At 51.7% G+C, this 24,694-nt stretch carries 19 protein-coding genes, 1 pseudogene and 1 riboswitch; of the genes and pseudogenes, 10 read left to right on the forward strand and 10 right to left on the reverse strand.

Annotated features, from left to right (window positions below; genetic code table 11):
• Positions 1-391: 391 nt before the first annotated feature.
• On the forward strand, positions 392-793 hold the full coding sequence (locus tag ACAN56_RS29245; protein ID WP_038597252.1) for a hypothetical protein: 402 nt from the start codon (positions 392-394) through the stop codon (positions 791-793).
• Positions 794-926: 133 nt separating this feature from the next.
• Here the strand turns inward: ACAN56_RS29245 and ACAN56_RS29250 are convergent, their stop codons facing one another.
• Genes ACAN56_RS29250 through ACAN56_RS29260 form a run of 3 tightly spaced genes read right to left on the reverse strand, consistent with a single transcriptional unit; the run spans position 927 to position 3,584 of the window.
• Positions 927-1,724, reverse strand: a complete 798-nt coding sequence (locus ACAN56_RS29250; RefSeq protein ID WP_379147272.1) for an ABC transporter permease — start codon at positions 1,722-1,724, stop codon at positions 927-929.
• An 18-nt stretch (positions 1,725-1,742) separates the two neighbouring features.
• The gene (locus tag ACAN56_RS29255) at positions 1,743-2,549 is read right to left on the reverse strand and encodes an ABC transporter permease (RefSeq protein ID WP_379147274.1); all 807 of its coding nucleotides are present in this window, start codon (positions 2,547-2,549) and stop codon (positions 1,743-1,745) included.
• A gap of 18 nt (positions 2,550-2,567) precedes the next feature.
• The gene (locus ACAN56_RS29260; protein ID WP_038597244.1) at positions 2,568-3,584 is read right to left on the reverse strand and encodes an ABC transporter ATP-binding protein; all 1,017 of its coding nucleotides are present in this window, start codon (positions 3,582-3,584) and stop codon (positions 2,568-2,570) included.
• Positions 3,585-3,880: 296 nt separating this feature from the next.
• On the opposite strand from ACAN56_RS29260, the gene ACAN56_RS29265 reads away from it, so the two are divergent.
• Positions 3,881-4,687 carry a LuxR C-terminal-related transcriptional regulator gene (locus ACAN56_RS29265; RefSeq protein ID WP_379147276.1) on the forward strand — a complete coding sequence of 269 codons (807 nt, stop codon included), beginning with the start codon at positions 3,881-3,883 and terminating at the stop codon, positions 4,685-4,687.
• 99 nt (positions 4,688-4,786) lie between these two features.
• Here the strand turns inward: ACAN56_RS29265 and gcvPB are convergent, their stop codons facing one another.
• The 3 genes from gcvPB to gcvT are packed head-to-tail and all read right to left on the reverse strand — an operon-like array spanning position 4,787 to position 8,717.
• Positions 4,787-6,247 carry an aminomethyl-transferring glycine dehydrogenase subunit GcvPB gene (gcvPB, locus tag ACAN56_RS29270; RefSeq protein ID WP_038597238.1) on the reverse strand — a complete coding sequence of 487 codons (1,461 nt, stop codon included), beginning with the start codon at positions 6,245-6,247 and terminating at the stop codon, positions 4,787-4,789.
• Positions 6,244-7,596 (reverse strand): aminomethyl-transferring glycine dehydrogenase subunit GcvPA, encoded by a 1,353-nt coding sequence (gene gcvPA, locus ACAN56_RS29275; RefSeq protein ID WP_379147278.1) that lies wholly within the window; start codon positions 7,594-7,596, stop codon positions 6,244-6,246. The genes gcvPB and gcvPA overlap by 4 nt, the downstream gene beginning before the upstream one ends.
• Positions 7,593-8,717, reverse strand: a complete 1,125-nt coding sequence (gcvT, locus tag ACAN56_RS29280) for a glycine cleavage system aminomethyltransferase GcvT (protein WP_379147280.1) — start codon at positions 8,715-8,717, stop codon at positions 7,593-7,595. The genes gcvPA and gcvT overlap by 4 nt, the downstream gene beginning before the upstream one ends.
• A 237-nt stretch (positions 8,718-8,954) precedes the next feature.
• A riboswitch (glycine riboswitch) is annotated at positions 8,955-9,051 on the reverse strand.
• Positions 9,052-9,233: 182 nt separating this feature from the next.
• On the opposite strand from gcvT, the gene gcvH reads away from it, so the two are divergent.
• Positions 9,234-9,626 carry a glycine cleavage system protein GcvH gene (gene gcvH, locus ACAN56_RS29285; RefSeq protein WP_038597232.1) on the forward strand — a complete coding sequence of 131 codons (393 nt, stop codon included), beginning with the start codon at positions 9,234-9,236 and terminating at the stop codon, positions 9,624-9,626.
• 82 nt (positions 9,627-9,708) lie between these two features.
• Here gcvH and ACAN56_RS29290 read toward each other — a convergent pair whose 3' ends face one another.
• The 3 genes from ACAN56_RS29290 to ACAN56_RS29300 all read right to left on the reverse strand — a co-directional run bounded on the left by ACAN56_RS29290 (position 9,709) and on the right by ACAN56_RS29300 (position 12,026).
• Positions 9,709-10,344: a hypothetical protein gene (locus tag ACAN56_RS29290; protein ID WP_379147283.1), complete on the reverse strand. Its 636-nt coding sequence runs from the start codon at positions 10,342-10,344 to the stop codon at positions 9,709-9,711.
• 69 nt (positions 10,345-10,413) lie between these two features.
• Positions 10,414-11,244 carry a flagellar motor protein MotB gene (locus tag ACAN56_RS29295; protein ID WP_379147285.1) on the reverse strand — a complete coding sequence of 277 codons (831 nt, stop codon included), beginning with the start codon at positions 11,242-11,244 and terminating at the stop codon, positions 10,414-10,416.
• The gene (locus ACAN56_RS29300; RefSeq protein WP_379147287.1) at positions 11,241-12,026 is read right to left on the reverse strand and encodes a flagellar motor protein; all 786 of its coding nucleotides are present in this window, start codon (positions 12,024-12,026) and stop codon (positions 11,241-11,243) included. Before ACAN56_RS29300 ends, ACAN56_RS29295 begins: the two co-directional genes overlap by 4 nt.
• 181 nt (positions 12,027-12,207) lie before the next feature.
• Between ACAN56_RS29300 and uvrB the strand changes: the two genes are divergently transcribed.
• The gene (gene uvrB / locus ACAN56_RS29305; protein WP_038597223.1) at positions 12,208-14,199 is read left to right on the forward strand and encodes an excinuclease ABC subunit UvrB; all 1,992 of its coding nucleotides are present in this window, start codon (positions 12,208-12,210) and stop codon (positions 14,197-14,199) included.
• Positions 14,200-14,321: 122 nt separating this feature from the next.
• Here uvrB and ACAN56_RS29310 read toward each other — a convergent pair whose 3' ends face one another.
• A complete protein-coding gene (locus ACAN56_RS29310; protein ID WP_379147289.1) occupies positions 14,322-14,498 on the reverse strand; it encodes a hypothetical protein in 177 nt (58 codons plus the stop codon).
• A 163-nt stretch (positions 14,499-14,661) separates the two neighbouring features.
• Here ACAN56_RS29310 and uvrA point away from each other — a divergent pair, with 163 nt between their 5' ends.
• The 6 genes and pseudogenes from uvrA (at position 14,662) to ACAN56_RS29340 (ending at position 24,570) form a co-directional block, all read left to right on the forward strand.
• Complete coding sequence (uvrA, locus tag ACAN56_RS29315) at positions 14,662-17,535, forward strand: excinuclease ABC subunit UvrA (protein ID WP_038597221.1); 2,874 nt, start codon at positions 14,662-14,664, stop codon at positions 17,533-17,535.
• Positions 17,536-18,041: 506 nt separating this feature from the next.
• Entirely contained in the window at positions 18,042-18,251 is a 210-nt protein-coding gene (locus ACAN56_RS29320; RefSeq protein ID WP_038597219.1) for a DUF2759 family protein, read from the forward strand.
• Positions 18,252-18,437: 186 nt separating this feature from the next.
• Positions 18,438-19,616, forward strand: a complete 1,179-nt coding sequence (locus ACAN56_RS29325) for a S1C family serine protease (protein WP_379147342.1) — start codon at positions 18,438-18,440, stop codon at positions 19,614-19,616.
• Positions 19,597-21,564, forward strand: a complete 1,968-nt coding sequence (locus tag ACAN56_RS29330; RefSeq protein WP_379147292.1) for a stalk domain-containing protein — start codon at positions 19,597-19,599, stop codon at positions 21,562-21,564. The genes ACAN56_RS29325 and ACAN56_RS29330 overlap by 20 nt, the downstream gene beginning before the upstream one ends.
• A 101-nt stretch (positions 21,565-21,665) precedes the next feature.
• Positions 21,666-21,891 (forward strand): annotated as a pseudogene (locus ACAN56_RS29335) (hypothetical protein); the annotation flags it as partial.
• Positions 21,892-22,053: 162 nt separating this feature from the next.
• A complete protein-coding gene (locus ACAN56_RS29340) occupies positions 22,054-24,570 on the forward strand; it encodes a U32 family peptidase (RefSeq protein WP_379147294.1) in 2,517 nt (838 codons plus the stop codon).
• Positions 24,571-24,694 lie beyond the last annotated feature (124 nt).

A 24,694-nucleotide genomic window follows, 5' to 3' on the forward strand; every position in this document is an offset into this window, starting at 1 on the left:
GGCTTGTATCAGTGACAATTAAAGTCTTAGCATGTGTTCCACACTTCCATTACGGAATGTGGAGTTCATAGGCTAAGACTATTTCATTTATCCATATAAAATATTTACAATCAATAATATTCATATAAAAACAAAATTTCCTGCTGAATTATGTAAAATAATATGATTTTTTGTGTAAAAATATAGTTTTAACACATTTTCATATATAAAATACTTGTTTTTCCATGGGAATATATGTATGATTAATTTTGTAATAAATTAATAGGCGAGGGGGGAAGTTGTTCTTTTCGCTACACAATTTTTATCGCCCGGTTTAGTAGTGTTCTTGTAAGTAGCAAGGATATAGTGAAGGATTCATTCCAACTCAATTACTAAAAGGAGATGTTTAATTGTGAAAAAAATTCAAAAGTCAGCAATTGCCGCACTTTCTACTATGGCCATGCTCTTAGGATCTGTACCGGCTGCGTTCGCCGATGAAGCCGTTACTCCTGCTGCTGCTCCTGCGGCACAGGAAGTTCAGGCAGCGAGCGGAGTTGTTACACCGCTGGCATTAGCTTATGGAAATGTAGGGGATCCTACTACGTATTATTATTTCGGCGGTACTACTACTGTTAATGTTTATGGCGTACCTGGAGGTGTTTACACAGTGTATGCTATCGACCAAAATGGTTCTTATATCGACATAGGCCTTGGTCAAATCACTTATCAAGGTTCTGTAAGCAGACAATTATGGGGCTATCACAAAATTTACGTATCTAGCAGTTTCCCAGGAACATTTTCCTTTAACTATTAATAATTATGGATTGATTTTTCCGTAATCATAATTACTATTTTCATATAAACGCAAAACCCCACCTGCCCAATGGACAAGTGGGGTTTTTAGTATTTTCACTCTGTTCTTTTATAATCAGTCCGCTCTTTGCGGCTCAGTTCCCCGTGCTTTCATACCGCGACAGTCCGAAGCGGAATATGCCATAGGCTGCGGCTGCACTTCCTATCGCGACCACGGGCGCCAGCATCCACCAGCCGAACCATTCGCTTTTGCTGAAGATATAAGTCGCCGGATAAAAGCTGATAAACGCATATGGAAGCACAGTGGAGATGAATATGCGGACAGCCTGCGGGAACAGCGTGATTGGATATTTGGCCAGGTCGGCCAAATTATGGACCATCAAGGGAAAGGCATTGCCGGCATTACGGATCCAGAAGGCTGCCGAATTGCCGGCCAGATTGATCGACACGCGGATAACTACTGCTGTCACAAGGAGCAGGACAATAATTATGATTTTGCCAAAGGTCCAGTGGAGATGGGTGTGGACCAGTGATTGCCAGACAATAACGCCGCCGATCAGCAGATTTCCGAGGCCGTTAATGCCGATGCCGGTACAGAACACCTGAAGCACGACAGGCACCGGCCGCAGCAGATAACGGTCCATTTCTCCCATGTTGACCAATCTGCCCATACGCCAGGTCCCCTCGAAGAACAGGGAGGCAATGCCTTCGGTCAGAAAGATCATCGCGTACATAAAGGTGACTTCCCAGAACTGCCAGCCGTTGATGTCGGGAATCCGGTCATAGATGACCCAGAGGAAGACGAATCCCAGCACCTGTGTTAAGGCAGCTGAACACATTAGGATATAGAAATCCTTATTATATTCCATGATGGCTTTTAACTGCTGTATGTAGAGCCTTTTGTATAGATAGAACATGCGTGATAACTTCATGCTTCGCTCTCCTTCCGCCTAACCTCCATGAATCGTTACCTGACGTACTGCCCAGTTCCACATGCATTTTCCGGCAATCCAGAGTGCAATCCCCCAGAAGAATTGCAGGCCGATCAGCCTGACGCTCTCCCAAGTGTCCGCCTGTTCCAGAAAGATCATCGTCGGTGTGTGAATAATGCTTTGAAAAGGCAGGAACAATGCGAGCTTTTCCAGCCAATCCGGGAAAAAGGCCAAGGGTACCAGCGCTCCGGATAGCAGGTTGGTCAGTGCGATTCTTGTCCAGACAATACCCATGGAGCCGGTCGACCAGAAGCATAATAATGCCGCAAGATAGACAACGCCGAACTTTACGAGGATCGCTCCGAGCAGACTGACTGCGAACAGCAGATAGACCAGCGCCGACTGCGGGAAGGTTACACCGGTCAGGAAGGTGGCGAACAGGACGAGCAACACCGTGCTCATTCCTCCCTCAAGCAGGCTGGAGCCCAAGGTTTCCGCAAATCTTGCACTTTGAAAATCGATGGGCTTAAGCAAATCTACGGCAACGCTCCCGTCGAGGATTTTGCCGGAAATAGATGTTTCGGAATACCAGGACAACACAGAGTTGGCCAGAAAGGTAACGAGCAAGTAGGTTTTCATCTGGTCCCACGAATACCCGCCTACGATATCGCGGCCGCTATAAATGCCCTGCCATAAAAAGTAGATCGCCAGCAGATTGATCGAATTGGCCAGAAAGGTGATCACGTAAGAAGTCCGGTAAGCGAGAACATTTTGCAAGGACCGGTTGGCAATACTTCTGTATTTCTTAAGATTGGGTACAGGCATGACTGCGTTCGCTCCTCCTTATGCACCGGTTTCGTTCAGGTTCAGATTTCCGTCGTATACGGCTTTGATGACTTGCTCAATATTGGCATCCTCCATCCGGAAGTCAATCACCTCGCCATGTTTCATCACCCGGCTGACCACTTCGCTGGCGGTATATTCATAACGGTCAAAAGATACAGAGAACTCCTGATCATTCTGCAAGTCCAGCTTCATTCCCGGAGTCTGTGAGAGCTGCTGGTACAGCTCGGGCAATGGCGAGCCTACCTGGAAGAAGATCACCCGGTTTCTGGCGAAACGGGATTTGACTTCACTTAAGCTGCCGTCATAGATAATGGAGCCGTGGTCGATGATAATCAGCCGTTTGCACAGGTCCTCAATATCACCCAGATCGTGGGTGGTCAGCATAACTGTAGTCTGTTGCTCCTGGTTGATCTTTTTGATGAATTCGCGGATCTTCTGCTTCACGGAGACGTCGAGGCCAATCGTCGGTTCATCCAGATACACAATCGGCGGGTTATGTAATAAAGCAGCAGCCAGATCCGCTCGCATACGCTGGCCGAGGGAGAGCTTCCGGGCGGATAAGTGAATGAATTCACGCATACCCAGCATCTCAATAAACATCTCCAAGTTGGTCTTGTACACAGCATCGGGGATCTGATAAATATCCTTCAGCAGGGAAAAGGACTCCACAATCGGAATATCCCACCACAGCTGCGTGCGCTGCCCGAACACCGCTCCGATCTGGGCGGCATTCTCCATTCTTTTCCGGTACGGGTTGATACCGTTTACAGAAATACTGCCCGCGGTAGGCATCAGTATGCCGGTCAGCATTTTGATCGTGGTGGACTTGCCTGCACCGTTCGGCCCGACATAGGCCACCGTCTCACCTGCCTCGATGCTAAGGTCCAGCGACTGCACCGCCATCTTCTCAATATGCCTGGGGATCAGCAGATGCTTGACCGCGCCTTTGAGGCCGGGCTCCTTCACCGCCTGCATAAACGACTTGCTCAGTCCTTTAGCTTCAATAATACTCAAGGGTCATCCTCCTTCAGTGTTGATATTCTATAAAAAGGCGTGTTCCGTTAATATAGCATTGCTGTAATGTCGAAAACTATCACAATAAATCGAAAGAATAATTTTTTTATTAGATTATGACGAATCCTGCAAAAAAACCTCTGTCTGATGAACATGCGGATTTATAGTGGAGCTTTATCTGTCCATAATAGATAGACAATCTAATGATGCATGCTCTTAATTCTCTGATTTATGTTATAATACGTTTTTCTAAAATCGATTATAATAGATTATGGTAAAAATGGAGGTGGAGCTATTTGAGTATCTTTGACAAGACGAGAGTCTGGTGCCTGCCCGGGGACTTGAAAGAGGAGCAGCTTAAATCATTCCAGCCAGTCGCCAAACAAGAAGGAGCAATACCTGCTGAATTGACAGCGGTTTCTTCGAATGAAAAATGCAAAGACCGTATTTATCATACAGCAATGATTGCTTCCATCCGCAACGAAATGAAAAAAATCAGCCATTTTATCTCCATTCCTTATGTTGTGTTCTTAACTGGCAAGGAGGGCGTCATCCTGGAGCTGGTATCTTCCTCTCCGGATCTTCAAGCGGATATGCTTCAGGCCGGTATGGGTGTCGGTGTCAGCCTAGAAGGGCAATATTCTGGTTTAAATGCGGTCTCGTTGGCTATGGAAATGAACTGTATAGGTGTAGTGAGAGGCGAGGAACATTCCAATATTGTATTTAAAGGATGGAATTGCGTATGTGCTCCGCTGCAGAGGGATGGCAAAGTGTATGGTTATGTGGATATTTCCTTCAATAAAAATGAACAGATTGAATTTGCCATCCCCTTCGTGCAGCAGGTGGCTGAGAACATTTCGGAGAAGTGGATGGAGCAGCACCCGGAGATGCAGCAGTACCGGCTGGAGGCCAGTTTTCAGGAATTTAGACTGACTGCGCGCGAACAAGATGTGTCCCGGTTATGGCTCATGGAGAAAAGTGCGCTGCACATTGCCAACGAGCTGGGGATCAGCGAAGGCACAGTGCGTAACATGGTCAAGAACATCTACAGTAAAATGCGTGTAAATGACCGGTGGCAGTTCACCAAAAAGCTTGCGCATTAACAGATTTTTATACATATAAAAAGAGCCGGCCCGCGATAATTGGTATCCAGGGCCGGCTCTTATTCAATTCTTATAGGGCCGGTTTAGGGATAATCAGCTTTAACCGCAAGAGCAATTCAGTACTGGCTTGCGTGCGGCCTGCGTTTCATCCAGACGGCTGATCTCCGTAGTGTGCGGAGCATTAATGACGATTTCCGGAGTCTCCTGGGCTTCCTTGACGATTTGAATCATCGTTTCGATGAAGCCATCAAGCGTTTCCTTGCTTTCGGTTTCGGTCGGCTCAATCATCATGCACTCTTCCACAGTCAGCGGGAAGTAGACCGTTGGCGGGTGGTAGCCGAAGTCGAGCAGGCGTTTGGCTACGTCCAGCGTGCGCACGCCGTATTGCTTCAGGTTCTTGCCGGACATCACAAACTCGTGCTTGCAGACACCCGGATACGGAATTTCAAAATACGGCGCCAGCCGGTGCATCATATAGTTGGCATTCAGCACGGCGTTCTCGGAAACCTCGCGCAGGCCGTCCGGCCCGTAGGTACGGATATAGGCATAGGCACGGACGAGAATTCCAAAGTTGCCGTAAAAGGCCTTGACCCGCCCGATGGATTCCGGGCCGCCATAGTTCAGCGAGAAGCTGTCATCTTCATTCTTGACCACCGTAGGCTGCGGAAGAAAAGGAATCAGCTTCGCCTTCACGCCGACAGGTCCGGCTCCCGGGCCGCCGCCGCCGTGCGGGGTGCTCATCGTCTTGTGCAGATTCAAATGCACCACATCGAAGCCCATATCGCCGGGACGGGTAATGCCCATAATGGCATTGGAGTTGGCTCCATCGTAATAGAGCAGTCCGCCCGCTTCATGTACAATTGCAGCAATCTCCACAATCTGCGTTTCGAACAGGCCGAGTGTGCTGGGGTTGGTCAGCATCAGCGCAGCGGTATCGCTGCCGACAGCTGCCTTCAGCGCTTCAAGATCAACCATTCCTTTATTATTGGAAGGAATCGTCACCGTATCGAGTCCGGCTGCTGCGGCGCTGGCCGGGTTGGTGCCATGCGAGGAGTCCGGCACAATCACCTTCGTGCGGGTCTCGCCGCGGCTCTCATGGTAGGCGCGGATCATCATCAGGCCAGTCCATTCACCATGTGCGCCTGCGGCAGGCTGCAGGGAGACGGCATCCATGCCGGTCAAAGCGGAAAGATCATTTTGCAGGGTGTACATCAGTTCCAGGGCACCCTGAATGCTTTCTTCCGGCTGGTAAGGATGAATCTTGGCCAGTCCCGGGAAGCGGGCAACATCTTCGTTGATCTTCGGATTGTATTTCATCGTGCAGGAGCCGAGCGGATAGAATCCGTTGTCGACGCCGAAGTTGCGCCGGGACAGCGCGGTGTAGTGGCGGATGACATCCACTTCGGATACTTCCGGCAGCACGACCGGTTCGCTGCGCAGAAGTCCTGCAGGGATCAGCGCATCAAGGTTCTCATCCTGCGGAACATCACACTGCGGCAGGGAGTAGGCCGAGCGGCCGGGACGGCTAAGCTCGAAGATCAGACTTTGTTCCGGTTTCATAAACAGCCCTCCAGTGCGCTGGCGAATTGGTCAATTTCGGTTTTGCTTCTTTTCTCCGTGACGGCAACCAGCATATGTCCGGCAAGCTCCGGATAATCACGGCCCAGATCGTAACCGCCGAGATAACCTTCTTTTATGAGCTTGGAATTAATCCCGCTCACTTCACTTCCTTCGGGAAGCTTCAGGACGAATTCGTTAAAGTAAGGAGCTGAGAACGCAGGCGCAGCACCGTTAATTTCGCCGAGTTTGCCGGCGGCATAGTGGCTCTTGCGGATGTTCAGCTCGCCAACCTCGCGCATGCCTTCTTTGCCCATCACGGACAAATAGACGGAAGCGCATAGCGCCAGCAGCGCCTGGTTGGAGCAAATGTTCGAAGTGGCTTTTTCACGGCGGATATGCTGCTCGCGGGCCTGCAGCGTCAGCACGAAGCCGCGTTTGCCGTTCCGGTCAACGGTCTGGCCGACAATCCGGCCCGGCATGCGGCGCATCAGATGCTCCGCTACGGTGAAGAATCCGCAGGTTGGTCCGCCCAGCGAAGCCGGAATGCCCAGCGGCTGCGCGTCACCGACGACGATGTCGGCGCCGAGCTTGCCAGGCGTTTCCAGAACGCCGAGCGCCAGCGGGTTGGCGCTGACAATGAACAGGCCTTTGACGCCGTGAATCAGCGGCTCGATGGCACCGAGATCTTCTATCGCGCCGAAGAAGTTCGGTGACTGCACCAGGACAGCCGCCGTGTCGCCGTCGATGGCTGCGGCAAGCTTCGCTTGGTCGGTTACACCGTCTTTATAGTCAATCTCTACGACATCGAGGCCCCAGGCCCCTGCCGAAGTGCGCAGCACCTGGCGGGCCTCCGGATGCACGGTGCGGGAGACAATCAGCTTTTTGCGTTTGGTGGCACCAGCTGCAAGTACTGCCGCTTCCGAGAAAGCCGTAGCGCCATCGTACATGCTGGCGTTGGCCACCTTCATGCCGGTCAGCTCACAAATGTAGGACTGGAATTCAAAGATCGCCTGCAGCTCGCCTTGGCTGATTTCCGGCTGGTAAGGGGTATAAGCAGTATAGAATTCCGAACGGGAGATGACATGATTGATGACAACCGGGATATGATGGTCATACAGGCCGGCGCCGAGGAAGCTGGCGTGGGTATCGAAATTGGCATTTTTGTCGGCCAGCTCTTTCATATGGCGCAGCAAGGCGTATTCATCCAGCGCCTCCGACATCGGCATAGTTCCCTGATAACGGACGGCCTCGGGGATATCGGAGAACAGCTCCTCCATGGACTGAATTCCGACTGCTTCCATCATTTCGTGGCGGTCTTGTTCAGTCATTGGCAGATAACGGTGCTTCATTGCGGCTTCACTCCCTGGCTCTTTTTGTAGAATGGCGCTTTGACCACGACAGCCTTGAGCTGCTTGCCGCGGATCTCTACGTTTACCTCTGTGCCTATTTCACTGTAAGCTGCATCCAGCAGCGCAAGTCCGAGATTGCGTTTGAGTGTCGGTGACTGGGTGCCGGTGGTCACTTCACCGATCTTTACTCCATTTCCGTATACAGGGTAGTGGGAACGCGGAATGCCGCGGTCGATCATTTCCAGACCGACGAGGCGGCGGGGCAGACCGTCAGCCTTCTGCTTCACCAGCGCATCACGGCCGATGAAATCTTCTTTGTCCAGCTTCACGAAGAACTGCACGCCTGCTTCCAGCGGCGTAATATCCGCCGACAGCTCCTGGCCGTACAGCGGCAGCTTGGCTTCAAAGCGCAGCGTGTCGCGTGCGCCAAGACCGGCCGGTGTCAGGCCGTGCGGAGCACCCGCTTCCAGCAGGCCGTTCCACAGCGCAGCCGCCGTATCCGGCGGCGCGTAGAGCTCGAATCCGTCCTCGCCGGTATATCCGGTGCGGGAGAGCAGAACGTTCACGCCGCATACCTCGGCGTTCTCGATGAAGTGGAAAGGCTTCAGCTCAGCAATGGGAGCCGCTGTAACTTTGGAGAGGATGGCCTCAGCCAGCGGGCCCTGCAGGGCGAGCAGAAGAGTCTCATCCGAGATATTGCTCAGGCTGACGCCGCTGAATTCTGCGGTGAGATGCTCCTGCAGCCACTGAAAGTCCTTGTCGATGTTGGAGGCGTTCACGACAAGCATGTAACGCTCTTCGCCGAGGCGGTATACGAGCAAATCATCGACAACACCGCCGTTTGGATATAGAAGCAGCGTGTACTGCGCTCCACCGTCTGCCAGCTTGCTGACATCATTGGTCGTCATTTTTTGCAGGAAGGCTTCGGAGCCGCTGCCGCTAACCATGAATTCACCCATATGCGACACATCGAACAGTCCGGCTTGCCCGCGGACGGCCTCATGCTCCTTGACGATTCCTGTAAACTGCACCGGCAGCTCCCAGCCGCCGAAGTCAATGCATCTGGACTCCGCATAAGCAGAATAAAGGTCATAAAAAGGCGTTTTTTTCAAAGCGTTCATGTGCTCACTCCCTTGGTCTGATTACATGCAAGCCTAACGGGATTTCCTTTGCCGGCAGGGACGGAGTCCGTTTCTGCCCATTAAAAAAAAGGACAGGCGGAAGCCAAATATGCGCACACGCATATAGACTTCCGCTCTGTCCTTTGTACCTGAGAGTTACCCTGCTGTGAACCCGGCAGGTTTCCCCGTTGGTGACCAGTACGCTGCAATAGCAGGGCCTGATGCTCTCCAGAGATGCGTCCGGCAAAGGTCCTTTTGCCTGAGAGATTCACCCCGTAGAGGGCTTACTCCTTCGGCGCCGTCTTCAAGAGACGGTCTCTCCCTATGCCATCATTCGCAAACCGTATAATTTTCTGCTGTCTCCATTAAACCGGGTATGGAGGTGCACTGTCAACAAAAAAACGTCAAAAAGATGACAAATTTAAATTTCCTGTCAGTTATATTGACATTGAGCAGGACGATAACTTAGTCTATAACTAAATTTACAACTCCAATTCGGAAATGAGGCGGCTTGAAATGAGTGAAGTGCTAGATAACCTGCTGTACAGCGAGGAGCATGAATGGGCGCAGCAGGGCGAAGGACGTTTAATACGTGTTGGGATTACGGATCATGCCCAGCATTTACTAGGCGATATCGTATTTGTGGAATTTCCTGAAGTTGGATCGGCTATTTCTGCCGGGGACAGCGTGGGCAGCATTGAATCCGTGAAGACGGTTTCCGAATTATATTCACCGGTATCGGGAACGGTGACCAAGATTAACGATGCACTGGAGAACAGCCCGGAGCTGATTAACGATCAGCCGTACAGCGGGGGCTGGATTTTTGAACTGGAGATCGAAGGCGAGTATGCCGACGCCGTATCGGGACTGCTGGACGCAGCCGCTTACCGTGAACGGGTTGGGGAATAGCAATTGGTTTTATAAAAAAATTATTAAAGACGGATTTCGCGCATTAGCTGCACTAATGTGAGAAGTCTGTCTTTTTGCGCTTTCAGCGGCTTGGAAAATCTGCAAGTCCCGGATAAAAATGTGGAGCCATCCGCCACAAGAGGGGCAGCAGTGCAAGGCTAATCAGGACGAATAAACAGCATAAAAGGATAAATCTGCAGATTTTGCGAGGGGGTGCAGCCGGTCTGAGCACAAAGTAGTAAACGCCGATAGAGTAAAAGGGATACAGCAGGACAGCTGCCATGGCCATGCAGACAAAAAAGGTCATCTCACCGGCTGAGCTGGGGATCATTGTGTCCGGGTAATACACGGGATCAAGCTGCAAAAAGATAACCACAAGCGGCGCATAAGCGAAAAACAGGTGCAGAAAAAAGCAGCGGATGCGTCCGTTGTCGGCCAGACCGTAGAGCATCCACCAGACTCCCAGCCAGGGCAAGGCAAAAGCGCCGCCCGCAAGCAAAAAACGAACGGCGATTTGAATCAGCTTGCTTAGCGGATACACATTGGCTTGTTCGCCCCAGAAAAGGGAGTACGACGAGAGTAAAAGGAAAGAAGCCATGCCCCCAACGAAGAACGTAATGATTCCCTGGAGAAACGCGGTAACCAATAGCGAAACTAGCAGACGCAGATTTTTTAGAAATCGGGTGGGATCAGGTGATGTTCCGTTTAGAGTTTCCATACCTATTAAGACTCCTTAAGAAGCAAATGTAACCTTTCATCATCTGCTGTTCTGGGCTGATAGGCGGAATTATTCTTCGTCTTGAAGCTGCCGCAGCACGATTAGCTCGACGCGGCGGTTTTTCTGTTTTCCAAGCAGCGTAGTATTGTCGGCAGCGGGCCGGGTATCGGCATAGCCGGCATACTGGAAGGTATCCGGATCCAGTCCTTCATTGTCGAGGAAGAAACGCAGGATGGAGAGTGCCCGCGCGCCTGACAGCTCCCAGTTGTCGTTATAGCGTGAGCCAACCGACACCGGGGTATTGTCGGTATGCCCCTCAATGCTGATGGATGCGCCTATGCCGCGGAACAGGCCTGAGAGCTGGCGGAGCGCAGGGAATGCAGGTGCTTTCAGCTCGGCTTTGCCGGCATCGAACAGGAAACGGTCGCTAAGCGTAATGGCAATGCCCTGTGGTTTATCTGCAACAAAGATCTGATCCCCGAGGTTGTTGTCTTCAACATATTTGGTGATGACGCCCATCAATGAGGCAAGCTTCGCTTCCTGTTCCTTGAAAGCCAGTTCACGTGACGAAGGCGGCTGAGCCGTCTCTCCGGCATTGGCTGTGCCTGCAGCTTCGCTTCCTGTTCCATTATCCTGATTGTTTGTTGAGCCGATGTTTTCCGTTTCTTGCTGGCTCTCCAGAATGCCATCGCCACCTTCAAGCACGGGGTTGCCGCTCCTGAACGTTTCCGAAAGGGAACCGGTGACAATCTTGTATTTCTGCACGTCCAGACTGCTCATGGCGTACATGATGACGAAAAATATAAGTAAAAGTGTAATGAGATCGGCATAAGTGATCATCCAGCGGTCATTGCTCTCCCGGCCTTCGGCGTGCTGCTTACGCCGGTTTCTCTGCCTCATAGCAGCCCTCTTGCATACTCACGCTTACGGCTTCCTTCAGAATCCGCAGTGAAGGAGCTAAGCTTCTTGCGCACCAGCTGCGGATGATCCCCGTTCTGCAGGGCCAGAATGCCTACCAGCAGCATCTCCATGCCAGCCAGCTCGGTTTGGCTGCGGGATTTGATCTTGGAGGCAATGGGTAAAAATATTAGATTAGCGCTGGCTACACCATAAAGCGTCGCTGTAAAAGCGACTGCGATGGATGCTCCCAGATTGGAAGGGTCGGTCAGATTGCTGAGTACATGGATCAGTCCCATGACCGTCCCGATAATCCCCATCGTTGGTGCGTAGCCTCCGGCCGCCTCAAAAATTTTGGCGTAGCCGTTGTACTTCAACTCTTTGGCATCCATGTCCAGCTCCAGAATCTGGCGAACCTCGTTAGCATCTGTGCCGTCGACGATCAGCAGCAATCCTTCACGGGTAAAGGGATTGGGATGTTCTTCGGCTTTTTGCTCCAGCAGGAGCACACCGCCGCGCCGGGTAATAGCGGCCATGGAGATCAGTTCCTCCGCGTTCTGCTCACTCAGGTCCGGATGCCTGCCGAAGGCCATGCGCAGAGCAGCAGGGATGTGGCGCAGTTTAGATGCGGGAAAGCTGATGAGAACAGCGGCCAATGTGCCGCCAAAGACAATCAGTGCAGCATTAGGCTGCAGCAATCCGGAGAGATTGCCGCCTTCCCAAAAGAAGCCGCCGATCATAGCGGCCAGTCCAGCCAGGAGGCCGATAATTGCGGTGATATCCATAGGTTATGACTCCTTACTTTTCTATATATTATGGTTTGCATGAATGTAGGCAACACTGTATAATAAACGGGAACAAGTATTCTTATCTTCCATATTTTTCAGGATTGTATGGAGAGCCAGTACTTAGGGCCACAATTATACTATACTACTATATTTTAGACGATAGAGGGGAGACGGGCAAATGAGCGATATTGTCGTCAGTACGAAGACTTTTGAACTGGAGTCCGAATACACACCCCAGGGCGATCAGCCTCATGCCATTGAGGAATTATTGGACGGCATCCGGCAGGGCAAGAAGCACCAGACGCTGCTGGGAGCGACGGGTACAGGTAAGACATTCACCGTCGCGCAAGTGATTTCCAAGTTAAACCGCCCCACGCTGGTAATTGCGCACAACAAGACGCTTGCTGCGCAGCTGGCGAGTGAATTCAAAGAGTTTTTTCCGAACAATTCGGTAGATTACTTCGTCAGTTACTACGATTACTACCAGCCAGAGGCTTACATTCCCTCCTCCGACACCTACATCGAGAAAGATTCCAGCATCAATGAAGAGATAGATAAGCTGCGCCACTCCGCGACCAGTTCATTGTTTGAACGGCGCGATGTTATTATTGTAGCGAGCGTATCCTGCATTTACGGCCTCGGTTCGCCGAAGGAATACGGAAGCCTCCTGCTCTCGCTGCGGGTAGGGATGGAGAAGCCGCGCAACCAGATCTTAAGCAGACTAGTAGATATCCAGTATCAGCGCAATGACATAAATTTTGTCCGCGGTACATTCCGTGTGCGCGGCGATGTGGTTGAGATCTTCCCGGCTTCACAGGGAGAACATGCCATCCGGGTAGAACTGTTCGGCGACGAGATTGAACGGATTACCGAGATTGACGTGCTGACCGGAGAATTAATCGGTGAACGTGAGCATATCGCGATCTTTCCGGCATCTCACTTTGTAACCCAGGAAGAAACGATGAAGGTTGCGATCGTCAACATTGAACGTGAACTGGAGGAACGGCTGGCCGTTCTTCGCGACGCAGGCAAGCTGCTGGAAGCCCAGCGGCTGGAGCAGCGGACGCGTTATGACATCGAGATGATGAAGGAGGTCGGCTTCTGCTCCGGGATTGAGAACTATTCGGGACCGCTCACCTTCCGTGAGCCGGGAGCAACCCCTTATACCTTGATGGACTACTTCCCGGATGACATGCTGATTATTATTGATGAATCTCATGTTACCCTTCCGCAGATCAGGGCCATGTATAACGGTGACCGTGCGCGGAAGACCGTTCTGGTAGAGCATGGATTCCGCTTGCCGTCAGCGCTGGATAACCGGCCGCTTCAGTTTGAGGAGTTCGAAGACAAGGTAAGCCAGATTGTCTATGTATCCGCTACGCCAGGTCCATACGAAATGGAACACTGCGATACGATGGTGCAGCAGATTATCCGCCCTACCGGTCTGCTTGATCCGATTATTGAGGTGCGTCCGACAGAAGGCCAGATCGATGATCTGATCAGTGAAATCCGCGAGCGTGTGGAACGCGATGAACGGGTACTGGTAACGACACTTACGAAAAAAATGTCCGAGGATCTGACCGATTACTTCAAGGAGATCGGGATCAAGGTCCGATATATGCACTCTGACATCAAGACGCTGGAGCGGATGGCGATTCTGCGTGATCTGCGTCTCGGTACGTTCCATGTCCTCGTGGGTATCAACTTATTAAGAGAAGGACTGGACTTGCCAGAGGTATCCCTTGTCGCGATTCTCGACGCCGACAAGGAAGGTTTCCTCCGTTCTGAACGCTCACTGATTCAGACTATCGGCCGTGCCGCCCGTAACTCAGGCGGCCGCGTCATTATGTATGGTGACCGTATTACGGATTCCATGGAGAAAGCTATGAGCGAAACCGAACGCCGCCGGGCGATCCAGATTGCCTATAATGAGAAGCATGGAATCACCCCGACGACGATCAACAAGAAAATCCGCGAAATCATCGAGGCGACCAAAGTCGCCGAATCCAAAGCCGAATATCTCACCGGTGTGGGCGGCAAGATGAGCAAGAAGGACCGCCAAAGCCTGATGCAGCGTCTGGAGGCCGAGATGAAGGACGCTGCCAAGAACCTGCAATTCGAGCGCGCCGCCGAGCTGCGTGATGCTTTGCTGGAGCTACGTGCCGAGTAAATATTTAAGCGAGTACCGGAACGGCGCTTCCCAGGCCGTTCTTTTTAGATAAACTGCTCCGTTGTTTTGTTGCCTGTTGTCAGCGCATCCCGCAGGGACAGCCGTCCTGAAGGTTTTCAGTTTTAGCGCATCCCGTAGGGACAGCCGTCCTGAAAGTTTTCAGTTTTAGCGCATCCCGTCAGGGACAGCCTCCCGGCACGCAGCAGCATGCAGCGTGCCGACCAGCGGAGCACGGACGTTGAAGCGGTCCCTTTAGGGACAAGCGCTCCGAGCACCCTAACAGCTAAGTACAGCCCCATCCATCTCCTTCGCCAACCTTGCGGGTGTCCAGAGGGCGCAGCCCTTGGGGCCCTCCCTTGGAAGGGAGGGTTTGGGAGGGATCGAAAATATTTTGAAATGTGTTTTTAAATAAGGCTTTGAACTAGCTTTGAACTAAATGATGTATATAAAGGAGAGGTACCGTTGGCGAACGAAAATATAGTAATCAAAGGCGCGAGGGCGCATAATCTCAAGAACATTGACGTAACGATTCCGCGGGACCGCTTCGTCGTGCTTACGGGACTTAGCGGCTCCGGCAAATCGTCGCTGGCGTTCGATACGATCTACGCGGAGGGACAGCGCCGTTATGTCGAGTCCCTGTCGGCGTATGCCCGCCAGTTCCTGGGCCAGATGGAGAAACCGGACGTTGATTCCATCGACGGATTATCTCCGGCAATATCGATCGACCAGAAGACTACAAGCCGCAATCCGCGCTCAACGGTAGGTACGGTTACGGAGATTTATGACTATTTGCGGCTGTTGTTTGCCCGGGTCGGCCATCCTCATTGTCCGGATCACGGGATCGAAATTACATCACAGACCGTCGAACAGATGGTGGACCGGATTATGCAGTATCCCGAGAAGACGCGGCTGCAGATTCTGGCACCGGTTATTTCCGGGCGCAAGGGTGAACACAAGGGGTTGTTCTCGGACATCTCTAAGCAGGGATTTGTCCGTGTGCGCGTTGACGGCGAGCTGCGGGAAGTCACTGAAGATATTCAACTGGAGAAGAACAAGAAGCATACCATCGAGGTCGTGGTTGACCGTATTGTCATCAAGGATGATATGGAGACTCGTCTGACCGACTCGCTTGAAACAGCCTTGAAGCTCTCGGGTGGACAGATTCTGGTTGATGTTATCGGCCAGGAAGAACTTCTGTTCAGTTCGAATTTTGCTTGTCCGGTATGCGGATTTAGTATTGAAGAGCTGGCACCGCGGATGTTCTCCTTCAACAGCCCTTTCGGCGCTTGTCCAGAGTGTGATGGACTTGGTATGAATATGGTTGTCGATCCCGATCTATTAATTCCGGATTCCGAGAAATCGATTGAAGAAGGAGCATTTCTGGCCTGGACCGGCAGCACATCGAACTACTACCCGCAGTTTCTGAAATCTGTCTGTGAGCACTTTAAGATTCCGCAAAATGTTCCTGTGAGCAGCTTGACTCCCGAACACATGAACAAGCTGCTCCACGGCACAGGCAGCGAGAAGATCCGGTTCCGGTATGAAAATGACTTCGGCCAGAAAAAAGATGCGCTGGTTGCCTTTGAAGGAATTATTCCGAATCTGGAACGACGTTACCGCGATACGGCATCGGATGGAATCCGTGAGTTTATCGAAGGTTTTATGAGTGCCAAGCCTTGTAATGTGTGCAAGGGCAAACGGCTGAAGAAAGAAATTCTTGCGGTCACAATTAATGAGCAGAATGTAGCGGATGTTACGGATCTCTCGATTGGCGACTGTTTGAACTTCTTTGATAATCTGGTGCTTAGCGAGAAGGAAACGGCCATTGCCCATCTTATCCTGAAAGAGATTAGCAGCAGACTTGGCTTCCTGGTGAATGTGGGTCTGAATTATTTGACACTCAGTCGTGCGGCAGGTTCACTCTCCGGCGGTGAGGCGCAGCGGATCCGATTGGCGACGCAGATTGGCTCCAGCTTGATGGGCGTTCTGTACATCCTGGACGAGCCAAGTATTGGTCTGCATCAACGAGACAATGACCGGCTGATCGCCACACTGGGGCATATGCGCGATCTCGGCAACACATTAATTGTGGTTGAGCATGATGAAGATACGATGATGGCGGCAGACTATATTATTGATATCGGACCGGGTGCCGGTATCCACGGCGGACAGGTTATTGCCCAAGGGACGCCGCAGGAAATCATGAAAGACCCGAATTCCTTGACCGGAGAGTACTTAAGCGGACGCAAGTTTATTCCGGTTACGTCCAAACGGCGGCCAACCGATGACCGCTGGCTGGAAATTCGCGGAGCCAAAGAGAATAACCTGAAGAATGTAAATGTCAAGATTCCGTTAGGTGTCTTTACTGCAGTGACTGGAGTTTCCGGTTCCGGCAAATCGTCGCTGGTTAATGAAATCCTCTATAAGAGCCTGGCTCGTCAGTTGAATAAGGCTGTTAAGGTCCGTCCCGGACTGCATAAGGAAATTCGCGGTCTGGACAATTTGGACAAGGTCATAGAGATCGACCAATCGCCGATCGGCCGTACGCCGCGTTCCAATCCGGCTACCTATACCGGGGTGTTCGATGATATTCGTGATCTGTTCTCCAAAACTAATGAAGCCAAGGTGCGCGGATTCCAGAAGGGCCGCTTCAGCTTCAACGTCAAAGGCGGCCGTTGCGAGGCCTGCCGTGGAGACGGGATTATCAAGATTGAAATGCACTTCCTGCCGGATGTCTATGTGCCTTGCGAAGTATGCAAAGGCAAACGTTATAACCGCGAAACGCTGGAAGTGAAATACAAAGGCAAAAACATCTCTGATGTGCTGGAGATGACGGTAGAGGATGCAACCGGGTTCTTCCAGAACATCCCGCGTATCCACCGCAAAATGCAGACCTTACTGGATGTGGGTCTTGGGTACATCAAGATTGGCCAGCCGGGAACAACGTTGTCCGGGGGTGAAGCACAGCGCGTGAAGCTGGCTTCCGAGTTGTACCGCCGCAGTACCGGCAAGACATTGTACATTCTGGATGAACCGACAACAGGGCTGCATGTGGATGACATCGGCCGCCTGCTGGAGGTGCTGCACCGCCTGGTGGATTCCGGCGAATCCGTTCTGGTCATCGAACATAACCTCGATGTGATTAAGACGGCAGATTATGTTATTGATATGGGACCGGAAGGCGGCAGCGGCGGGGGAACAGTACTGGCTACAGGGACACCGGAGAAGTTAATCACCGTTGCGGAGTCCTATACCGGCAAATACTTGAAGCCGATTCTGATCCGCGATACGGAGCGGACTGAAGCTCTGCAGCTGCAGACGTCGGAGACAGTATAACTGCACTTCATGAAGGACAAAAGAGCCACAGCATTTTCGCCGTGGTTCTTTTAGTTTTTTAGGCATTGTTTTTCAATAATCATTCGGATAATGTTCAGCCCGTCTTTCTGCACTTTGCCAAATTAAAACTTGGCCAGGTCAGCAAGCATTGTACCCTCAAACAGGCTTGAAAGCCATTATAGAAATAAGGACAGCTTAATAGTTGAATCAGGCATATCGGGAGCATGTCCGCAGTAAGATTCAAAGAGAAGGATTTGCGTTGAATGATTAGGAGAGATGGAAAACAGCCTTACATATAATTTGCTCTTTGAAAAATCAATAAAAAACAAGGTGTCAATTAAAAATATCATGATTATTATCCCGAATCCGGCGCTAAAAAATATTTATCGTGACTTTTACATAAAATTTATGCAATTCCTATTGCGTCACTGAAATGGTAGCGATAACATAGAGGGAGATATGGATTAGATGAACTTGCTTGACAACACTTTCGAGGAGGTAATGCCATGCTGCTTGCAGAAGCTGCTGCGCAAGAACCGTCTAAATTTCATACCTTCGATGTATTTATGATCGCCTTTACCATCCTGATACTCATCGGGGTCATCCGGCTGCTGCGGGCTCCGCAGAAGAACAAATTTGCGATTGGCTTCGGAGTGGTAAGCTTGCTGGTATTTGCGGTTTCGGACTACGCGATGCTTATGCACTGGTTAAGCTGACACAGGAACACTGCCCTGCTTCAAATTCAAGTCAAAACAATTGCAGATTTTAAGTTTACCCAAAGACACCTTTAACCGCCGTCTGGCGTGACTAAAGGCGTCTTTTTCAAATTATGCACGTCTTCATATGAGTCAACTGCATTATGTACAACCTGGAACAAGGTCAGAGAGAGCGCCCGGCGAAGGCTGGGGAAATGGGGGAAGAACATGGTTAAGAAAAGCCTCGGACTGTTGCTGTGCGGAGTATTGCTGACAGGAATAGGAGGCGGATCGCTTTCTGCGCAGGGGGCGCCGTTTCCGGATGGCTTGCAGACTGCGGGGAATGTATCGTCTTCAGGAAAGATTAAAGAAATAGGAAATACCCTGACCGGCAGCAAAAAGAGTGCAGCCTCGATAACCGATCCGGTACCGCAAATTATCAAAGAGGTTTCCCCGTCGGTAGTAGGAATCATCGGTAAATATTCAGAAGATCGCTCTAATGCACCCAATGACCGTTTTAATCTGTCCCATGGATCAGGTATCATCGTCAGGGCAAACGGCTGGATTATTACGAATGCGCATGTGATGAAGGGTCTGCAGAATGCTGTGGTCGTTACATCGGACGCGAAGTCCTACAGCATCACAAATACGTATCTGGATGAGGTTAGTGATCTGGCACTGATCAAGATCAATGCCAAGGCATTAAAGCCTGCGAAATTTGCCCAATCTGCTGCCAGCCTTCAGGTTGGCGACAAAGTGATTGCCATCGGTACACCCATTTCCTTCTCGCTGCGAAATTCTGCCACGGTAGGGGTGGTCAGCGGTCTTAACCGTTCAGTGGATGCTGCCTATCGGCTCATCCAGAGTGATACAGCGATTAATCCAGGCAACAGTGGCGGTCCGCTCGTCAGCATGAAAGGCGAGGTGCTGGGCGTGAATAGTCTGAAATTTGCCGCAGTAGGCGTAGAGAATATGGGATTTTCTATCCCGTCTGATACGGTACAGTACATTATGAACCAGCTGTTCAAGTATGGAGAGGTAAAACATCCAAGTCTTGGCCTGGAGCTGGAGGAAAGCTGGTCTGCCTTAGTGGGCCTGCCCTCACAAGATCCCTTAACAGTTACGAAGGTCATCTCTGCGGAAGCAGACAAGGCAGGGATTCTTGAAGGGGATGTTTTATACGCGATTAACGGCCACCGTGTCGGCTCCTTAGTGGATGTTAATGAACTTTTCAAAAGCTACGCACCGGGTGCGGTGGTAAATCTGCTTATGCAGAGCGACGGCGATATTGTTACCCGGAAGCTCACGCTTGGCCAGGGCGATCCCCTGATAAACAATGAAGAAGCTGATGTGGAGGGTGATGCTGATGGACAAGCGGAAGAGTAAAAAGGCACTGGGAAGAGAGGGGCGGAAGAGGGACCGCAGATATACTTTTCGTGGTCTATGTACAATGATGCTTGCTTTGGTGCTGCTGCTGACTGTACTCCCGGCCACAGAGGTGCACGCGGCGGAGAAGGCGGAGCTGCAGCTCACCCTTAAGGTCGGCAGTCCGGCTGCAACGGTGAATGGCAAAAAAATTACGATTAAGCAGCCTTTTATGAAGAATGGTACCGTCATGGTGCCGCTCGGCGTGTTCAAGAAAACATTTGGCAGCACAGTTTCCCTCGAACCCGGCGATGTGGTCAAGGTGATGTACGGACGGCATACGGGAACGATGGTGATAGGCAGCAGCACTGCCTGGAAGGATGGCGTCAAAATCAAACTTGCTGCACCGCCGCATATGGTCTCCGGGGTTTTGATGGTCCCGCTGAGGTTCGTGGCGGGAGTGCTGGACGCACGTGTAACTTCCGGCAGCAACGGTGAGCTGGTAGTGTCGCTTGTGCCATCGGTCACTGAAGAAGAGGCGCCCGGGGATAGCGGCATTGACAGCGATGTCGGTAAGACCCGGATAGGGAACAGCCATTTTCAGTGGAGCATGAATTATCCTCCCGGACTGGTGGTTGGCGACAGCGGCGGCAATGAAGGCGTGGCTACCTTTATGAATTCAGAGAATCAGTATTATCTGGAGGTTCATGCCTCACCGCAGGAGAATCCGGCAGACCCGGAACAATTGCTGGATGGGTTGCTCCGCTCGGCTGAAGAAGGCGGGGAAACGATTTTGGACCGGGAAACTTATCCGAATGCCGTTGTTCCCTACGCGCGAATTGTCAGCAAGGATTCCAGCGGCGCATTGTGGGAGAACAGGCAATATAATGCCGGTGGGAGACTGTATGAGCTGTATCTGACTGATGACAATGCAGCGAACTATAAGGATTTTGATAAATATGCCGTGCTGTTGAACTCCTTCCGGCCAAGCTTTGACCCGAATGATAAAAGCCAACGTGATCTCTCCACAGTAAAAAACGGGCTGCAAGAAGGGTACAATGAGGATTACGGTATTGCACTGCAGGTCCCTGCAGACTGGAGTATGGATGACCAGCATCTGTATTATGAGAGCAAACAAGGGAGCTATTTGCGCGTGAAAGTGACAGCTGCTCCGTCCGGTTCTACGCTGGAAACCTGGAGCAAGGAGTTGGAGGCGCAGATTCGAGCCAACTATGTGGACGGGGCTTATACGATTAAAGAAAGCACGTCTGCAAAAGTTTCCGGTCAACCGGCGCGGGTCATTGAAAGTCTGCTGAATCCGGGCAGCGGCTGGATTACGAAATATCAAACCCTGCTGTTGAAGAATGGGCACCGCTATTACGTAGAATATGTGGCAGTTGCCGGTCAGGATGAGGACAAGGCACGGTTCAAAGATATTTTAAGCTCAATCGATATTGATTTTGAATTAATAAAAGAGAACTTCGGGCGGCTGGAAACTGATGACTATCCGGTACTTTACGCTAAAACAGTCAACAAAAGCTCCAAAATCTATGGCTACAGCATTCATATTCCGTCATTATGGACAGCGGTCCAGGATGTCTTTGAAACCCAGAACGTAGAGTACCGCTTCACCGGAGGGCGTTTCCAAATCACTGTGAGCCCCGGAGGTTCGGCCGAGTACACTGTGAGCCAGCTCCAAAGCTACTATCAGAACACGAAGAATGACCCCAAAGGCCCGCAGGTCGAACGTGTGGAGGACATCACCTTTGCCGAAGTTCCAGCCACAAGCCTTACTGTGCACCAGAGCAAAAATGGTATTCCTTACCGCACCCAGCTCATCGTTTTCAGCAAAAATGAACGGGTCTATACCCTCACTGTCACGCTAAACGACGCTAACGCAACACCTGAACAGCAGGCTCTTATAGACAAGACGCTGAAGTCTTTTGTGTTGGCGGGGGAGGGGGAATAGGTAGGACATGTTGAGGAATAAGGAATAAATAGTATGATTATTGCAGACGAAGAACGTTCCAAGTTGCCAATTTTGGCTGGGGCGTTCTTTTTTATGGAGAAATGAGTTTGGCTAGAGGGCATCTATATGCCGAAAAAGCTTCTGCTGCAAAATGTCTGGTGGCCACTCTTTGATAATTTTGATGACCTGCATCCTGAATATGAAGTTTACGATTGGAATCGCAAGTCGCAATTTCTTTGGCCTGGTTATTCTTTGAACCGGGATACTTTTTTATCAGGGCCGGGTTGGAGAATCATTCATTTCTCATTCGACGATGTACAAAGGCGGAAGGGATAGGTTAGGAATAAGTTGGGTTTAAATAATCCGGTTAAAGTCCTTTCCCTGTATAATTTCTGGCAAATCAATGGCGCAAGGCTGTGATATTTGATACAATTAATAAGTTAAAGAGATGGAAATGACCCGTCCATATGACGGTTTGGGAGGATATAAATGAACGAGCAAGGAATACGCAGGGAAGACGTGGAGCTGTTGGCTCCGGCAGGTGACTGGGAGTGCATGCGTGCAGCGGTGGCAAACGGGGCAGATGCTGTCTTTTTTGGCGTAGAGAAATTTAATGCACGGGCCAGAGCAAACAACTTCCGCTCGGAGGAGCTGCCGGAGATCATGGCATTCCTGCACAGCTATGGCGTGAAGGGGTTTCTGACCTTTAATATACTGGTGTTTGAGAACGAGCTGGCAGATGCAAAAGAATTGATTGATGCCTGTGTAGATGCGGGTGTGGATGCGGTAATTGTACAGGATTTGGGGCTCGTCAAAATGATCCGCGAGATTTCTCCGGACTTCCCGATTCACGGCTCGACGCAAATGACGATTACTTCACCGGAGGCGGTGGAGTTTACGAAACCCTTCGGGCTGGAGCGTGTAGTGCTCGGCCGTGAGAACAATCTGAAGCAGATCCGCACGATCGGGGAGCAGGCCCGCCTGCCGATGGAAGTTTTCGTGCATGGAGCACTTTGTGTGTCCTATTCAGGGCAATGCCTGACCTCGGAAATGTGGGGTGGACGTTCCGCGAACCGCGGGGAGTGTGCCCAGGCCTGCCGTTTGCCGTATGACCTGATGGTCGACGGTGAAGTGAAGCCGATGGGTGATGTAACCTATCTGCTGTCTCCCAAGGATCTGGCGGCCATTGATCTGATGCCGGAGCTGATCGAAGCGGGTGTGACCTCTTTCAAAATAGAAGGCCGTCTCAAAACCCCGGAGTACGTGGCAAACGTGGTGAGCAAGTACCGTAAGGCTATTGACCGGTATTTTGACGGGAACTGGTCTCCGACTTCTAAAGAAGATATCCGTGAGCTGCAGCAGAGCTTTTCCCGCGGCTTTACGCATGGCTTCCTTGAGGGTACAAACAACAAGAAGCTGGTTGACGGGACTTTCCCGAAAAGCCGTGGTGTGTATATGGGCACGGTGGAACAAATTCTCCGTGATGGCGTAGTTTGCCGCATTCATGCTCCGCTTAAACGCGGAGACGGCATTGTGTTCGACGCCGGTGATCCGACCAAGAAGGAAGAAGGCGGACGCGTGTATGACCTGCGCCGCAAAGGCGTGAAGCTTGAGGGCGAGGCCGGGGAAGGCTGGATCATCGACATTGTGCCTGGGCGCAACGATGTGGATTTGCGCCGCCTGCATGTCGGCGACCGCATCTGGAAGACCAATGATCCGGCGCTCGACAAGGCGCTGCGCCAGAGCTACGAAACGGAGAAGCCGTACCGCGTCTTCCCGGTTCATGTCAAGGTGGAAGGCCGCGCCGGAGAGAAGCTGGCTACATGGTGGACGGACGTGCAGAAGGACGTGACTGTCCGTGTGGACTCGGAGCTGCTGCTGGAGACCGCGCAAAAGCGCCCGATGGACGCTGCCCTGCTGGAAGAACAATTCGGCCGCCTGGGCGGGACCGTGTTCCAGCTTGAGGCGCTTACGTCGCAGCTGGAAGGCGACGTGATCGTGCCTATGCGCGAGCTGAACAGCATCCGCCGCCAAGCGGTGGAGCTGCTTGCCGGCGAGCGCCCGAAACCGCCCGTCTACGTGAAACGGGCGGTAGAGATCTATAGCGACGCCTCCCGCAGGGACGTCGCCGCACGCGGTGATGCGGAGCTCACCGCGCTGTGCCGCAGCCTGCCTCAAGTGCAGGCTGCCCTCGAAGCCGGCGTAAGAAGCATTTACGCCGACTTCGAATTTATCAAGCAGTTCCCGGCAGCGGTAGACGCTGTCCGGGCTGCGGGGGCCAGCATCACGCTGGCCACGCCACGTATCCATATGCCGGGCGAGAACGGCTATCACGCTAATATTCTGCGCCTGCAGCCGGATGCTGTGCTGGTGCGCAATACCGGCGCGCTGTATTATTATCTGCGCCGCCGCATGGAGCAGCCGGATGCTGTGCATCCGCGGCTGATTGGCGACTTTTCGCTGAATATCGCCAATCATAAGGCGGTGGATCTGTTCCTGGAAGCGGGCTGCGATGTTGTCACGCCTTCTTATGACCTGAACATTCAGCAAATGGTCGATCTGCTGGGCCGCAGCGACACCTCGCGGATGGAGGTTGTGATCCATCAGCATCTGCCGATGTTCCACACCGAGCACTGCGTGTACTGCACCTTCATGAGTGAAGGCACAGACTATACGAACTGCGGACGCCCTTGCGAGGAGCAGCGTGCATCTCTGCAGGACCGGATCGGCATGTCCCATCCTGTGCGCGTGGATGAAGGCTGCCGCAATACCGTATACAATGCGGTTGAACAGTCAGGCGCGGAATACCTGAACAATTTCCGCGAACTAGGCGTTTCTTCTTTCCGCGTCGAATTTCTGGAAGAAACACCGGAGCAGGTTGCCGAGGTCATTAGTCTCTACTCCCGTGCGCTCCGTGGGGAAATCTCCGGCACGCAGGTATGGAAGAGTCTGAAAGCCACCAACCAGCTTGGGGTTACACGCGGACAGCTCGTCAACGCGAAATAAAGAAGAGTGGGACTGGCTTACCAATCCCATGGTAAGCCAGTCCCTAGCTCCGAATCTATGCAGAGCCAGTGTGGCAAAGGAGGTTTGATGAATCCTCCATGCCGCACTGGCTCTTTTTGTCTGC

It is taken from the genome of Paenibacillus paludis (assembly GCF_042610515.1).
Lineage (GTDB): Bacteria > Bacillota > Bacilli > Paenibacillales > Paenibacillaceae > Paenibacillus_AQ.